The sequence below is a fragment of the Streptomyces phytophilus genome (assembly GCF_013870535.1).
In the GTDB taxonomy this organism is placed as follows: Bacteria; Actinomycetota; Actinomycetes; order Streptomycetales; family Streptomycetaceae; genus Streptomyces; species Streptomyces phytophilus.
Genome location: NZ_JACBXC010000007.1, coordinates 20,929 through 35,963, shown reverse-complemented (window position 1 = coordinate 35,963; position 15,035 = coordinate 20,929). Strand labels below are relative to the sequence as shown.

The following is a 15,035-nucleotide window of genomic DNA, read 5'->3' as shown; positions in this document are numbered from 1 at the left end:
ATCCAACTCCGCCACCCGCTCCCGCACCTCACCGGCCCGCCGCGCGGCATCCGACGCCCGCTCCCGCTGCTCCTCGACGCCGGCCGGACCGCCGGGCTCGTCCGCGACCGCAACCTGCGTCAGAAGGACGGCCGAGGCAAGGGCAGCCGCGACAACAGCGCCGGACCGCCCCCCACGCACACGGGCAGAGTCACCCACGACCGGCCTCCCCTTCGGCGAACGGACCAGTCGAGCGTGCGCGGAGGAGCTGAACACCCCGGGCCGCCCACGTATCCAAGAAGGAAATGCCACCCCCACCCGCTACCCACCCCGGCCGGGCTCCACGCCCACGGCCGGGAGAGCCGGAGGCTGCGCCGGCCCGCCGGCGCAGTCATCGGTTCGCAGCGCCGCAGTCGTAGTTGTCCACCGCGTCGAAGGCGGGACGGTTGCGCTCGCCGTACACGGGATCCACGACATCACGCGTCTCCGCACCCGATTTCAGATTGCTCACCGAGGTATCGATCGCCTTGAGCACCGTACGGAACTCCTCGGCGATGTCCGGCGGTGCGCTCGTCCGCATGTTCCCACCTATGTCGGCGATCAAGGCGGCCTTCCTCCGCAGCTCTTTGAAGTCCAGCGGCTGCCCTTCGATCGCCGCACCCACATCGCCGCGGTAGGCAATGACGCCCACCTGGAAGGTCGACAGATCAAGGCAGAATGCCGAGGTTGCCGTGGCGCTCGGGCTTGCCGTCGATGCGCTGGGCGAGGCAGAGACCGATGCCGGGTCAGATGCCGGCGATGCGGCGTCCGGGGAACTGGAGCAGCCCGCCATCATCAGGGGGGCGAGCATCGTGAAGATCCATCTGCGTGGAGCTTTCATGGGCGCAGAGTAGGCAACGGAGTCCGGGAGGGGTCCCACCAGACCGGACACCTCGAAGGGTTCGAGGCAACGACGCCTTTCACCGTTGGCCTTGACGATGCCGACGGCCCGGTGATCGTCACCGCCCGCAGGCGAACTGCCTGCTCAACCGCGACGCGCCCCGTCGGGTACGGCTTCGCGACCTGTAGTCCTCGCGCTTTTCACCCGAGACCTGCGTGCACGACTGACACGCCACGACCCCCTTACTGCGGCTGACACAATGAGGTGGATCCGTCGTGGTTGCCGTGTCTGAGGCGGGAGTTGGGCGCTGGGGTCCGGTGTGGGGACATCGCCGTGGGTCGTGTCGGATGAGTTGTGGGATCGTGTTGAGCCGTTGCTGCCGCAGCGTGAGCGCAGGTTCCGGTATCCGGGACGCAAGCCGTTGCCGGACCGGGAGGTGCTGTGCGGGATCCTGTATGTGCTGCACACCGGGATCCAGTGGGAGTACTTGCCGCAGGCACTCGGCTTCGGCTCAGGCATGACCTGCTGCCGCCGGCTGCGGGACTGGAATGAGGCGGGTCTGTGGCAGCGGCTGCATGAGGTGCTGCTTGCCGGGCCGGTTCGAAGCACCACCTGATCACCGACGGGCATGGCGCACCGCTCGCAGTCATTCTCACCGGCGGCAACGGCAACGACGTCACCCAGTTGCTGCCGCTAATCGGTACGATCCCGCCGGTGGCGGCCGGGTCGGCCGTCCCCGGCGCAAGCCCGACTCGCTGTTCGCCGACCGCGGCTACGGCCACGACGCCTACCGCGAACTGGTCTGTGCCCGCGGCGTCGTGCCGGCTTCCGGCGATGAAGATTCACAGCGGATTCGGGTCTACAGTTTCAGCCCGTCGGTGACACGTACCGTTGGTGCTGCGGGACGCACTCCGCCGGCTACGCCGGAGGACGGCGCCGCCTACCTCGGTGTGCCGGTGAAAACCCTCTCTCAGTGGCGGCACCGCCGTATCGGGCCGGATGTCCTCAAGGTGGGTCGGCGCCCGCGCCACCGCTGGCGCGGAGGTGGGCGAGTGGCTTGCCGCCGATGCGGCCGTTCAGGCGGCCTTTGCGGGGGCGGGGGTCAGGAGGCGGCCCATGGCTGCCAGGACCGCGGGTTCGACGCGGTAGTAGACCCACGTGCCGCGGCGTTCGGATGCCAGGAGGCCGGCTTCCTTGAGCTTCTTCAGGTGGTGGGACACGGTGGGCTGGGAGACTCCGACGTCGGCGATGTCGCACACGCAGGCTTCGCTGTCCGGGTGGGAGGCCACCTTGGAGAAGAGGCGGAGTCTGACGGGGTCGCCGAGGGCCTTGAACATCGCGGCGGTGAGTTCGGCTTCCTCGGCGGTCAGCTCACGCTCGGTCAGGGCAGGGCAGCACGGCTCGGCCGGAAGCGCGGCCACCATCTCCTGAAGCTTCGACATACGTCTATGTTGTCACTAGTTTTCCCCGATGCCAAGGTCATATTATTAGACAACCGTCTAATCAAGACCTGGGGGCAGCACTCATGGCATCACCCGACCACGCCCGGCAGTCGCGTACCGCGGTGGTCACCGGAGGGAGCAGCGGCATCGGTGCGGCCACCGCGCGTGAGTTGGCGCGCGCAGGGTTCGCCGTGGTCCTTGCCGCGCGGCGGGCCGACCGCCTGGAGGCGGTTGCCGGGGAGATCCGGGCCGAGGGCGGCGCGGTGCGGGCGTATCCGCTGGATGTGACGGACGGGGAGGCCGTCGCCGCGTTCGCCGAGCAGGTCGAGGTCTGCGATGTGCTGGTGAACGTCGCCGGCGGTGCCTACGGGGTGGAGGAGGTGGCGGATGCGGATCCCGGTGACTGGGGGCGCATGTACGAGGTCAACGTGCTGGGTGCGCTCAAGGTGACGCAGGCGCTGCTGCCGAAGTTGCTGGCGAGCGGTGACGGCACGGTGGTGGTGCTGACCTCGACGGCCTCCTTCACCTGCTACGAGGGCGGTGGCGGCTACAGCGCCGCCAAACACGGGGCGCACGTGCTCGCGGAGACGTTGCGGCTCGAATCGTGCGGGCAGCCGTTGCGGGTGATCGAGATCGCGCCCGGCATGGTGCAGACCGAGGAGTTCTCGCTCAACCGCTACCGCGGGGATACGAGCAGGGCCGACGCGGTCTACGCGGGAGTCCCGGGCCCGCTCGTGGCCGAGGACGTGGCGGACGCGGTGGCGTGGGCGGTGAGCCGGCCCTCGCACGTGAACGTCGACCTCATGGTCGTACGCCCCCGGGCGCAGGCGGCCCAGCACAAGGTGCATCGCGTCCCCTAGAGCCGGTCGTGCCTCGGCGCGGCTGTTCGGTGCGGTGCGCGGAACAGCCGCGCCGTCGTCGGTCAGCAGCCCGGTGCGTCGGGGGCGTCGAACATGTCGGCGGCGTACGCGGCCAGTTGAAGTGCCGTGGTGTGGTCGACGCCGAGTTCCGTGGCCGCGGTGAGTACCGCATCCGAGGCGCTGGCAGAGGAGCCCAGGTGCTTGGCGGTGACCTGGAGGAGTTGCTCGTGCTGGTCCTTGGTCAGGCCCAGGCGCAGCGCGAGGGCCTCGCCGCCGGCGGTCACGGAGCAGACGCCGGTCTCGGGCAGCTGGAGTTCGACCGACCGGGCGGCTTCCAGGTCGCCGGCGAGCGCCGCGGCGATGGAGCGGACCTGCTCGTAGCCGGTGAGCATGAGGAACGTGGGGGCGCGGCCGTAGCTCTTCATGCCGACGGCGTAGTAGCCCGGTTCGGGGTGGGCCAGTTCGCGGTAGCCGTGCGGGGTGACGGTGCCGCAGGAGTGCTGGTTGGGGTCGATCAGGGGTGCCAGCGCACGGGGTGCGGACATGATCGGGTCCAGGTCCAGGCGCAGTTCGTCGGTGATGCCGTGGTCGGGGCGGAATCCGGTCGCCGCGACGACGCGGTCGGCGGTGACGGTCTGCTCGTTGCCGTCCGCGTCGCGGGAGACGAGTTCGACCTGGTCCTGCGCCGGGTCGTCGCCCAGGCGGCGGATGGCGTGGGTGCGGAAGCCGGGGGCGAGCGTGACGCGGCCGGTGTCCACGAGCATCTTCAGGCCGGAGCCGAGGGCGCCCCGGGCGGGCAGTTCGTCGTCGCTGCCGCCGCCGAAGGAGGCGGCCGGGTCGGCGGCGCGGATGGCCCAGGTGATCGTGGTGCCGGGCTCGGCGTCGGCGAGTTCGGCGAGGGCGAGGAGGGTGTTGGCGGCCGAGTGGCCGGCGCCGACGACGACCGTGTGGCGGCCGGCGTGCTGGGCGCGGTCCGTACCGAGGACGTCGGGCAGGCCGTGGCTGATCCAGGCGGCGGCGTCCGGCTCTCCGTGGGCGGGCAGGCCGTTGGCGCCGACGTGGTTGGGCCGGCACCAGGTGCCGGAGGCGTCGATGACGGCACGGGCGAGCAGTTCCTCGCCGTCGGCCAGGCGCAGTACGAACGCAGTCGTCTCACGGCCGGTGGTACGTACCCGGTCGATGCCGTGGCGGCTGAGCGCGGTGACGGCGGCGCCGTAGCGGATGTGGGGGGCCAGCGCGGGCAGCTCGGCCAGCGGCTGGAGGTACTGCTTGACGAGGTCGCCCCCGGTGGGCAGGGCCGAGGCGTCGGGCTGCTCCCAGCCGGCGGCCGTGAGCAGGCGGCGGGCGGCCGGGTCGGCGTTGAACTCCCAGGGGCTGAAGAGCTGGATGTGGGACCAGGCGCGCACCGCCGCCGCCGGGGCGTCGCCGGCTTCCACGACGACGAAGGGAACGCCGCGTTCCGCCAGGTGTGCCGCTGCGGCGAGGCCGACGGGGCCGGCTCCGATCACGGCGACGGGAAGGTGGTCCGGGTGGTGGTCAACCACGATGCGGTGTCCTCTCACGAAGGGCTAGGGCGCGTTACGAAGGGCTGGGGCGCGGATCGGGCGGGCTCGGTCTCGGGCGGCGTGGTGCCGGCGGGCACGCCGGTCCGGGCTTGTGCGTCCTGCTCGGTGCGCGGCCGGGCCCGGCGCTGGAGTTCCGCCATCGCGGCGCAGCAGGCACTGGCCGGCTCGGAGGCGCCGGTGTCCGCGGCGGGGTCGCTCATCGGTTTCAGCTCCTGTCGCGGCAGCCCTGATCGCGGCGCGGGAGCGGGCTCATCACGACCGCCTATATAGATAAATAACGAATCAGGCTTCCAGGATTGCCGTTGGTTCGATGAATGTCAACCGCACATCTGGCCGATGCCAGATGTGACGAGCGTCACTCTTCGTCGCGTTGCGTGAGTGCCCCGCGACGGGCCAATCTCGATACATGTCGAAACAGCGGGAGTAGACGGCGCGGGCATGTGTCCGATGCCGGGGCTCACGGGGGAGCAGCGGTCGTGCCGACGGCCCACCGGCCCGTGAACGGTCAGATGCGTTCGCCACGCACGCGGCCGTTCAGATGACGGGACCGGATCTTCCCCGACCTTTCCTACTCCTGCCTGCTCTCGGTGTGTGCGCCCGCCACCGAGCCGGTCCCGCTGCCGGCCTGCCGCGCACAGACCGCGGTTCCTTCCGTGCTGCTTCACAGTGAACGGCTTCGCCCTTCCCGGAAGGACATCCATGCACCACGATCTGAGCCGTGCGGCCGAGGCCGCCGGCGAACCGATCGCCATCGTCGGTATGGCCGGGCGGTTCGCCGACGCCACCAGTCCAGAACAGCTCTGGGACATGCTGCTCCAGGGCCGTGACGCCATCACGGAGATCCCGCCCGAGCGCTACGACGTCGACGCCGTCTACGACCCCGAGCCCCGTACCCGCGGCCGTACCGTCAGCCGGTGGGGCGGGCTGCTGCGCGACATCGACGCGTTCGACGCCGAGTTCTTCGGCATCTCCCCCCGCGAGGCCGACCGGATGGACCCGCAGCAGCGGCTGCTGCTGGAGGTCGCGTACGAGGCCCTCGAAGACGCCGGGCAGTCCCTCGCCGCCCTCGGCGGCACGGACACGGGAGTGTTCGTCGGCCAACTCGGCGGCGACTACTGGCACCTGCAGTACGACAGGCGCGACGAGCTCGACCTGTACGCCATGACCGGCGCGGCCTCCCGCGCCATCACCTCGGGCCGGCTGTCGTACGCGTTCGACCTGCGCGGCCCCAGCTTCACCGTCGACACCGCCTGCTCCTCCGCGCTCGTCGCCGTCCACAACGCCGTTCAGGCCCTGCGGCTGGGCGAGTGCCCGGTGGCCATCGCCGGCGGCGTCAACGTGGTGCTGCTGCCGGAGGAAGGCGTCGTGTACTCCGGAGCCGGCATGCTCGCCGCCGACGGCCGCTGCAAGTTCGCCGACGCCTCCGGCGACGGGTTCGTCCGCAGCGACGGCGTCGGCGCGGTCATCCTCAAGCCGCTGTACGCCGCCCAGGCCGACGGCGACCGCATCCGCGCCGTCATCCGCGGCTCCGCCGTCGGCAACGACGGCCGGTCCAGCGGCTATCTGGTCACCCCGGCCGTCGAGGGCCAGCTCGGCGTACTGCGCCGCGCGTACGCCAATGCCGGCGTCGACCCCGCCGACGTGGACTACATCGAGGCGCATGGCACGGGGACGAGCGTCGGCGACCCGGTCGAGCTGGAAGCCCTGGCATCCGTCGTCGGCGAACGCGCCCGGGACCGGCGCCCCCTGGTCGGCTCGGTGAAGACCAACATCGGTCACGCCGAGGCGGCCGCCGGCATCGCCGGGCTCATCAAGGCCGTGCTGTGCCTGGAGCACCGGACCGTCCCGCCCAGCCTGCACCTGAAGAACCCCAACCCGGCCGTCGACTGGGAGAACCTGCCGCTGACCGTCCCCACCGACGCGACGCCGCTGCCCGACAGGGGCCGCCCGGCCGTCGCCGGGGTCAGCAGCTTCGGCTTCTCCGGCACCAACGCCCACCTGGTCCTCGAAGCCGCCCCCCAGCCGCCCGCGCCCGAGCCGGACGGGCAGCAGCCGGGGGAGCGCAGCGAACTGCTGGTGCTGTCCGCGCTCAGCCCCGAGGCCCTGGCGGAAGGCGCACACCGCATGGCCGCCTACCTCGACGGTGACGGCACACGTCACTCCCTGCGCGACATCTGCCACTCGGCGGCCCTGCGCCGTACGACCCATGACGCCCGGCTCGCGTTCCCGGCCGACAGCCACAGCGAGGCGGCCGCCGCCCTGCGCGGGTTCGCCGCAGGCGAGGACGAACCCGGCCTGGCCAGCAGCGACTACACCGACCCCGACGCCCGCCCCAGCGTCGCGTTCGTCTTCCCCGGACAGGGCTCGCAGTGGCCCGGGATGGGCCGCGAGCTCCTCGACACCGAGCCGGTCTTCGCCCAGGCGATGGGAGCGTGCGACGACGCCGTCAAGACCGAGACCGGCTGGTCGGTCATCGAGCTGCTGCGCGCCGCGGACGAGGAGCGCCTCAAGGAACTCGACGTCATCCAGCCCACCTTGTGGGCCATGGAGATCGCCCTGGCCGAGCTGTGGCGGTCCTGGGGCGTGGAGCCGGATGTGGTCATCGGCCACAGCATGGGCGAGTCGGCGGCGGCGTACATCTCCGGCGCGCTCTCGCTGCAGGACGCGGCCGCCGTCATCTGCCGCCGCAGCCGCCTCGCCAAGCGCCTCTCGGGCCGCGGCACCATGGCCTGGGTGGCGCTGCCCGCCGACGAGGCCGCGGCAGCGCTGGCCGGAGTCGAGGACAAGGTCGCCGTGGCCGCCATCAACAGCCCCACGTCCACGCTGCTGTCCGGCGACGTCGACGCGCTGACCCGCGTACTCGACGCCCTCGACGCACGCGGCGTCGACAACCGGCGAGTCAACGTCGACTTCGCCTCGCACTGCCCGCAGATGGACGCGCTGCGCGAGGACCTCCTCGCCGAACTGGACCACCTCGCCCCGCGAGCCGGCAGCATCCCGCTGCACTCGACCCTGCTGAACGAGGTGATCGACGGCTCGGGCATGGACGCGGACTACTGGGTGCGCAACATCCGCCGGCCCGTCGACTTCGCCGGCGCCGTCAGCAGCCGGCTCAGCCGCGGTGACACCGTGTTCATCGAGGTCAGTCCCCACCCGCTGCTGGTGGCCAACATCCGCGAGATCGGCCGCCTGCACACCGGCGCGGACACCACCGCGGTCGGCAGCCTGCGCCGCCACACCGACGAGCGGTCCAGCCTGCTCACCTTCGCCGCTTCCCTGCACGCGGCCGGCGTCGACCTCGACTTCCGTACGCTGACGGAGGGCGGGCGCTACGTGCCGCTCCCGTCCTACCCCTGGCAGCGCACCCGCCACTGGATCAGCCCCAGCAGCATCCCGGCGCCCCCCGCGCGCCCGGGGACCGCCTCGGTCCCGACCTCGCAGGACCCCGCGGAGCGCACGCACCCGCTGCTGGGCCGGCCGCTGCCCGCCGACGGCGGCACCCGTACGTGGCAAGGGCCGCTGACCCTCGCGGACAACGCCTATCTACGGGACCACCGGATCCAGGACACGATCATCCTGCCGGGCACAGCCCACCTGGAGATCATCTCCGCAGCCGCCCGTTCCGTCCTGGAGACCGGCACCCTGTCCGTCTCGGACGTGCGTTACCACCGCGCCCTCTTCCTCGACGAGGACGGCCCCGCGCCCGAGGTCAAGGTCACCGTCACTTCCCGGCCGGACACCTCGCTGCACTGCCGTGTCCACAGCCGGGACGACGAGGGCGGCGAGTGGACCCTCCACACCGAAGGCACCGCTCGCGCCCTGCCGACCGCTGCACCCGAGCCGTCCGAACCGCTCCAGACCATCCGGACCCGCCTGCCGCAGCACCAGAGCGCCGCGGAGTTCTACCCGTGGCACGCCGAACGCGGCAACCAGTGGAACGGCACCTTCCAAGGCATCACCGAGCTGTGGCGCACGGACGGCGAAGTCCTCGCCCACCTGGTCTGCCCCGCGCCCCTCACCGGCGATCTCATACGGCACCACTTCCACCCCGCGCTGCTGGACGCGAGCGGCCATGCCATGGCCGCGGCCCGGCCGCCGACCGCTCCCGGAGAGGAGGGCGTCTTCGTCCTGGGCGGCATCGACGAGGTCCGCTTCCACCGGCAGCCGTCCGCCTCCCTGTTCAGCCACGCCCGGCTCCTGCCGTCCGACCGCGAGGACTCCTTCGCCGCCGACATCGACATCCGTGACGACGACGGCCGGCTCGTCGCGCAGATGCGCGGGCTGCGCCTGCAGTACCTGGCCGGACACGCCCCCGCACTCCTGCACCCCCGCCCCGAGGACACCGTGACCGCAACCGACACGACCGAGCCCTCTTCCCCGCCGCCCGCGGACAGCGACCACGGAGACTGGCTGCACACCCTGACCTGGGAGCCCGCTCCCGTCCCGGCCGGTCGAGGGGCGGGCACCGACCCGAACGGCTTCTGGCTCGTCCTGACCGACAGCGGTTCCGCGGGCCGCTCCCTGGTACGGGAGCTGACGGGCCGCGGGCGGCGCGTGGTGGCCGTCACCGCCGGTGCCGGCGCCTTCGCCGGAGGCGGCGACCGCTACCGCGTCGACCCGTCGAACGAGGACCACTACCGCGAGATCCTCGGCGACGTCGCCCGCGACGGCACCTGCCGCGGCATCCTCCACCTCTGGTCCCTGGACGCCCGGGCGGGCCTCGACGCGACACCCGCCGAGGTCGGCCGTGCCCAACTCCTCGCCGCCCACAGCGTCCTGCACCTGACCCGGGCGCTGGAGCGGCACCCCCTCGGCCACCCGCCGCTGTGGGTGATCACCCAGCTCGCCCAGGCCACGGCTGTCGGCGAGGCGGTACGCCACCCCTTCCAGGCCGTCTCCTGGGGTCTCGTACGCACCCTCGCCGGCGAAGCCCCCGCGCTCACCCCCCGCCTGGTCGACCTCGACCGGTCCGCCGCGAGCGTCCCGGCCCTGGCCGACCTGCTGCTGCACCCGGACGGCGAGGACCAGGTCGCCCTGCGCGACGGACGCCGCTTCGCCGCCAGGCTCGTACCGGCGGATCTGCCTGCCACGGGCTCCGGCGTGCCGCGGGCGCTCTCGCTGCCCGCACCCGGCGTCATCGACGACCTGCGGCTGACCGAACGGATGCCGCGCGCCCTCGGCGCGGACGAGGTACGCATCCGGGTCAGCCACGCCGGCGTCAACTACCGCGACGTACTGCTCTCCCTGGGCATGTACCCGGGCCAGGACGACCGGCCGCCGGTGATGGGCTGGGAGTGCGCCGGCACGGTCACCGAGACCGGCGACACCGTCACGGACGTCGCGGTGGGCGACGAGGTGATCGCCTTCGCCGAAGGCGCACTGGCCTCCGAGGTCGTCACCCGGGCCTGCCTGACCGCGCCCCAGCCGGCGCGGCTGACGGCGGCCGAAGCGGCCACCCTGCCGGCCGCGTACCTCACCGCGTACCACAGCCTGGTCGACCTGGCCGGGCTGGAGCGCGGACAGAAGGTCCTCATCCACTCCGCCACCGGCGGCACCGGCCGGGCCGCCATGAACATCGCCCGCTGGAAGGGCGCGCACATCTACGCGACCGCCGGCAGCGACGCCAAGCGCGAGATGCTGACCAAGCTGGGTGTCGAGCAGGTCGCCGACTCCCGGAGCCTCACGTTCGCCGACACGTTCAAAGCGGCCGCCGGCGGGACGGGCTTCGACGCCGTCTACAACACCCTGCCCGGCGAGGCCGTCGCGGCGAACCTGTCGCTGATGGCCCCGTACGGCCACTACCTGGAACTCAGCAAGCGCGACATCCTCGACAACAACCCCCTGCCGCTGGGGGCGTTCGCCCGCAACCTGTCCTTCCACGCCGTCGACGTCGTCCACATGATCCAGCACGCCCCTCAGCGGGCCGGCCGGGTGCTGCGGGCAGCCGCCGACCTGGTCGGCCGGGGCGCCCTTGAGCCGCTGCCGCACACGGTCTACCCGGCGGGGCAGGCCGCGGACGCCTTCCGGCTGATGGCCCAGTCCCGCCACACCGGCAAGATCGTGCTCTCCTTCGACGAGGCAGCCTCCGGGCCGGTGACCGCACCACGAGGCCGACCCGTCGCCGTCCACGCCGACGGCACGTACCTCGTCACCGGCGGTGCGGGCGGCATAGGCGGCCGGCTGGCCCTGTGGCTCGCCGACCAGGGCGCCGGGCACCTGCTGCTGACCGGGCGCAGGCCGCTGCCCGAGTCCGGCACGCCCCTGGCCGAGGACAACCCGCAGGCCGCCTCGGTGGCCTTGATGGACGAGCTGCGGAAGCGCGGCGTGAACGTGACGTACGAGGCCGTCGACGTCGCCGACGCACCGGCCATGCAAGCGCTGCTCACCGCCAGGCGCCGTACGGGCCTGCCTCCCGTGCGCGGCGTCTTCCACGCCGCGGGGGTCATCGACTACACCCCGCTGAGCGAGATGAGCGGCACCGAGCTGGACCGGGTGCTGGCCGCGAAGGTCTCCGGCGCGTGGAACCTGCACCGGCTGCTGCGCGGGGAGCCGGTGGAGGCGTTCGTGCTGTTCTCCTCCGGCTCCGCCCTGCTCAGTTCGCCCATGCTCGGCGGGTACGCGGCCGGCAACGCCTTCCTGGACGCCCTGGCCCACCACCGGCAGGCGGAGCGGCTGCCCGCCACCGTCGTCAACTGGGGCTTCTGGGAGAGCGTCGGCATGGTCCACCGGCAGGAAGAGCAGGAGCAGCGCACCCTGCTGCCGCAGGGCATGTCGTCGTTCAGCCCCGACGAGGGGCTGGCACTTCTGGGGAGGATCCTCGCCGAGGGACTGGTGCACACAGCGGTGCTCCCGGCCGACTGGCCCGCCTGGGCGCGGGCCTACCCGGCGGCCGCCGAAGCGCCGTTGCTGACGCACCTGCTCCCCGACGCCCGGCCGGCCGAACGGGCAGCGGTGCAGGTGCCTGACGAGCAGGCGGCCCAGCCCTCTCTCGCACCGGCCGCCGAGCCCCGGCCGGCCACCGCGGTACCGCCGGCCGCGGCGGCACCGGACACCGAAGCGCTGGACTTCCTGAAGCAGGAGGTCGCCACCGTGATGGGGCTGCGCCCGGAGCGGGTGAACGTCAACCGGCCGCTGAACAAGCTGGGCATGGACTCGCTCATGGCCGTCGAGCTGCGCAACCGCATCGAGCGTCGGTACCAGGTGAAGCTGCCGATGGTGAAGCTCCTCAAGGACGGCACGATCACCACCGTCGCCCAGGCCCTGGCCGACGAACTCGACTCCGCGAACGCCCTGGCCTGACCGAGCGACTGACGAGGAACCGACTGCCCATGAAGACCACCGACATCCGCATCGCCGGACTCGGCACCTACGTCCCGGAGAGCGTCGACGCCCGCAAGGCCGTGGCGCTGGGTCTGTACGACGCAGAGGACTGCGAGTTCTACGGCTGGACCGGCGCCGCGGTGGCCGACGACATGCCCGCCCCCGACATGGCGGTCGCCGCCGCCCGCCAGGCGATGGAACGCTCCGCACTCCACCCGCACGACATCGACATGCACATCCACGCCTGCGGCCACGAGCAGGGCCCCGAAGGCTGGTCACCCCAGCACTACATCCTGCGCCACCTCACGGACCGCGACGTACCGTCCTTCCGCGTCTGGCAGGCGTGCAGCGGCATGGTCGGCTCCCTGGAACTGGCCGCCTGCTACCTGAAGGCCGTACCCGAGCGCACCGCCGCCCTCGTGACGGGCGCCGACAACGTCGGCACCCCGAACTTCAACCGCTGGGCGTTCGGCATCCAGAACGGCGTGCTGGGCGACGCGGGCAGCGCCGTGCTGCTGTCGAAGGCCGACGGCTTCGCGAGCCTGCTGTCGATCAACACCGGTTCCACCGCCGAGGTGGAGGAGCAGTACCGGGGCAACGAGCCGCTCTTCCCGCCGTCGGCGACGGTCGGCCGGGGCATGGACTTCAAGGAGCGGCTGGCCGCCGCCGGCGGCCTGGAGGAGACCGTCGCGGAAGTCGTACGCCGCCAGGGCGAGCTGCGCACCGAGATCGCGCTGCGCACCCTGGCCGAGGCGGGTCTGGAGCCGGGCGACGTCACCCGCGTCTGCCACGTCTTCACCGGCCAGGAGAGCTACCTGAAGGTCATCCTCGACCCCATGGGCCTGTCCCCGGAGCAAGGGCTCCTCGACTTCGGCCGCAACCTCGGCCACCTGACGGTCAACGACCAGATCGTGGGCCTGACCCACCTGGTGGAGACCGGGCAGGTGGGGCCCGGAGACCACGTCCTGATCGTGGCCCACGGCGGCGGGGTCTCCATCACCTGCGCCGTCGTCCGCGTCGATCGGCGCCCCGTCTGGGCCGCCGCCTGACTCCTGCCCGCCCGCCGGCCCCGCCGAGGGCCGGCGGGCGGCCTGTCCGCTCCTTCCCACCACCGACCCCGGGGGCATCCGTGCCACAACTCGCCGCATCACCCCTGCTCGACGCCGAAGCCCTGATCTCCACCTTCGGGCTGCTGGGCATCATGGCCACCGTCTTCGCCGAATCCGGGCTGATCGTCTGCTTCTTCCTGCCCGGCGACTCGCTGCTGTTCACGTCCGGACTGCTCGTGGCCAACGACCAGATCCTCCACCAGCCGCTCTGGCTGGTCATGCTGGCCATCGCGGTCGCGGCCGTCCTGGGCGACCAGTTCGGCTACGCCTTCGGCCGCAAGGTGGGCGGCGCCCTGTTCCGCAGGCCCAACTCCCGCTTCTTCAAGCAGGAGAACGCCGAACGCGCCCACGCCTTCATGGCGAAGCACGGCCCCAAGGCGCTGGTCATGGCCCGCTTCGTGCCCGTCTTCCGCACCTTCATCCCCATCACCGCCGGGGTGGGGAGGATGGCGTACCGCACCTTCTTCCTCTTCAACGTGCTCGGCGCCGTCCTGTGGTCGGTCAGCCTCACCCTGGTCGGCTACTACCTGGGCCAGGTGGAGTTCGTCCGCGACAACATCGAGTTCATCGTCATCGGCATCGTCCTCGTCTCCGGCATCCCGATCATCATCGAGGGCATACGCATGCGCCGCCGCGCCCGCAGCGCCAAGGCCGCAAGGCTCCAGACGGACACGACCGCGACCGCCGCACCGGAAACGGAGCTTCCCCGCCCATGATCTCCGCACCAGACTTCTGCGACCTGCTCGCCGACCGCGGGTTCTCCCTGGCCAGCGGCGTGCCCTGCTCCCACTTCGGCGGCCCCATCGCCCACCTCAGCAACCGGCCCGGCGCGTACGTCCCGGCCCCGAACGAGGGCAGCGCCCTGGCGGTGGCCGCGGGCGCCGCGCTCGGCGGCCGGCGCGCGTACGTGATGCTGCAGAACTCCGGCCTGGGCAACCTCATCAACCCGCTCACCTCGCTGGTGATGACCTACCGGCTGCCGATCCTGACCTTCACGAGCCTGCGCGGCTGGCCCGACCCGGCCACCGACGAACCCCAGCACGCGGTGATGGGACCGGCGACTCCCGGTCTGCTCGACAGCGTCGACACCCCCCACTACACCCTGTACGCCGAGGACGGCACGGAGGAGTTCGCGGCGATCCTGGCGAAGGCGGAGCAGGACCTGGCCGCGCAGCGGGCCCCGTTCGTCCTGGTGGAGCGCGGCGCGATCGGCAAGGCCGCGGCAACCGGCGCCGCCCCGGCCGAGGGGCTTGAGGCGGCGGAGGCCATCCGTGTCGTCACGGCCGCTGTGCCGGAGGCGGCCGTCGTCGCCACCACCGGCTACACCGGCCGTGACGCGTTCGCCGTCGCCGACGCACCGGGCAACTTCTACATGCAGGGCTCGATGGGCCACGCCTCCTCGCTCGGCCTGGGAGTGGCACTGACGCATCCGGAGCGGACGGTGGTGGTCCTGGACGGGGACGGTGCGCTGCTGATGCACCTGGGCGCGCTGTCGATGATCGGCCACGCGGCGCCCGGCAACCTGATCCACGTCGTACTCGACAACCGCGTGCACGAGTCGACGGGCGGGCAGGCGACCACGTCGGCGACCACCTCGTTCCCGCAGGCGGCGCTGGCGGCCGGCTACGCGAGCGCGGCCGCCTGCGACACCCGGGACACCCTGCGGTCCGCGATGGAGAGTGCACGCGCGGCCCCGGGGCCGCATCTGATCAGTGTGACGACGCTGCCGCGCACTGGCGCGATCCCGCCGCGGGCGACCAACGCCCTGAGTCCCCTGGACATCCGGGACCGCTTCCAGGACAGCCTTCAGCAGTAGACCGTCGCCTGCCGTCCGGCCGGTGCCCCTTCGCGGATGCGAGAGGGCACCGGCCGGACGCGCT

Annotated in this window: 9 protein-coding genes and 1 pseudogene; 6 read left to right on the top strand and 4 right to left on the bottom strand. The window is 72.2% G+C overall.

The window, feature by feature from the left end; genetic code table 11:
• Positions 1–198 (bottom strand): hypothetical protein (locus H5J30_RS35860; RefSeq protein ID WP_374100932.1); only part of this gene is annotated, 198 nt, incomplete at its 3' end.
• Between the two features lie 172 nt (positions 199–370).
• A complete protein-coding gene (locus H5J30_RS01350) occupies positions 371–829 on the bottom strand; it encodes a hypothetical protein (protein WP_181785278.1) in 459 nt (152 codons plus the stop codon).
• Between the two features lie 309 nt (positions 830–1,138).
• On the opposite strand from H5J30_RS01350, the pseudogene H5J30_RS01345 reads away from it, so the two are divergent.
• Positions 1,139–1,683: pseudogene (locus tag H5J30_RS01345) on the top strand (transposase); the annotation flags it as partial.
• 252 nt (positions 1,684–1,935) lie between these two features.
• Here H5J30_RS01345 and H5J30_RS01340 read toward each other — a convergent pair.
• Positions 1,936–2,301: an ArsR/SmtB family transcription factor gene (locus H5J30_RS01340; RefSeq protein WP_181785277.1), complete on the bottom strand. Its 366-nt coding sequence runs from the start codon at positions 2,299–2,301 to the stop codon at positions 1,936–1,938.
• Positions 2,302–2,384: 83 nt separating this feature from the next.
• On the opposite strand from H5J30_RS01340, the gene H5J30_RS01335 reads away from it, so the two are divergent.
• Positions 2,385–3,161: an SDR family NAD(P)-dependent oxidoreductase gene (locus H5J30_RS01335; RefSeq protein WP_181785276.1), complete on the top strand. Its 777-nt coding sequence runs from the start codon at positions 2,385–2,387 to the stop codon at positions 3,159–3,161.
• Between the two features lie 62 nt (positions 3,162–3,223).
• On the opposite strand, the gene H5J30_RS01330 is transcribed toward H5J30_RS01335, so the two are convergent.
• Positions 3,224–4,705, bottom strand: a complete 1,482-nt coding sequence (locus tag H5J30_RS01330; protein ID WP_181785275.1) for an FAD-dependent oxidoreductase — start codon at positions 4,703–4,705, stop codon at positions 3,224–3,226.
• 720 nt (positions 4,706–5,425) lie between these two features.
• Here H5J30_RS01330 and H5J30_RS01325 point away from each other — a divergent pair.
• The 4 genes from H5J30_RS01325 (at position 5,426) to aepY (ending at position 14,971) form a co-directional block, all read left to right on the top strand.
• Positions 5,426–12,025 (top strand): type I polyketide synthase, encoded by a 6,600-nt coding sequence (locus tag H5J30_RS01325; protein WP_181785274.1) that lies wholly within the window; start codon positions 5,426–5,428, stop codon positions 12,023–12,025.
• Positions 12,026–12,054: 29 nt separating this feature from the next.
• Positions 12,055–13,095: a ketoacyl-ACP synthase III family protein gene (locus tag H5J30_RS01320; RefSeq protein WP_181785273.1), complete on the top strand. Its 1,041-nt coding sequence runs from the start codon at positions 12,055–12,057 to the stop codon at positions 13,093–13,095.
• Positions 13,096–13,175: 80 nt separating this feature from the next.
• Entirely contained in the window at positions 13,176–13,871 is a 696-nt protein-coding gene (locus H5J30_RS01315; protein ID WP_309505388.1) for a DedA family protein, read from the top strand.
• Positions 13,868–14,971: a phosphonopyruvate decarboxylase gene (gene aepY, locus H5J30_RS01310; protein ID WP_181785272.1), complete on the top strand. Its 1,104-nt coding sequence runs from the start codon at positions 13,868–13,870 to the stop codon at positions 14,969–14,971. Before H5J30_RS01315 ends, aepY begins: the two co-directional genes overlap by 4 nt.
• The last annotated feature ends 64 nt before the right edge of the window (positions 14,972–15,035 follow it).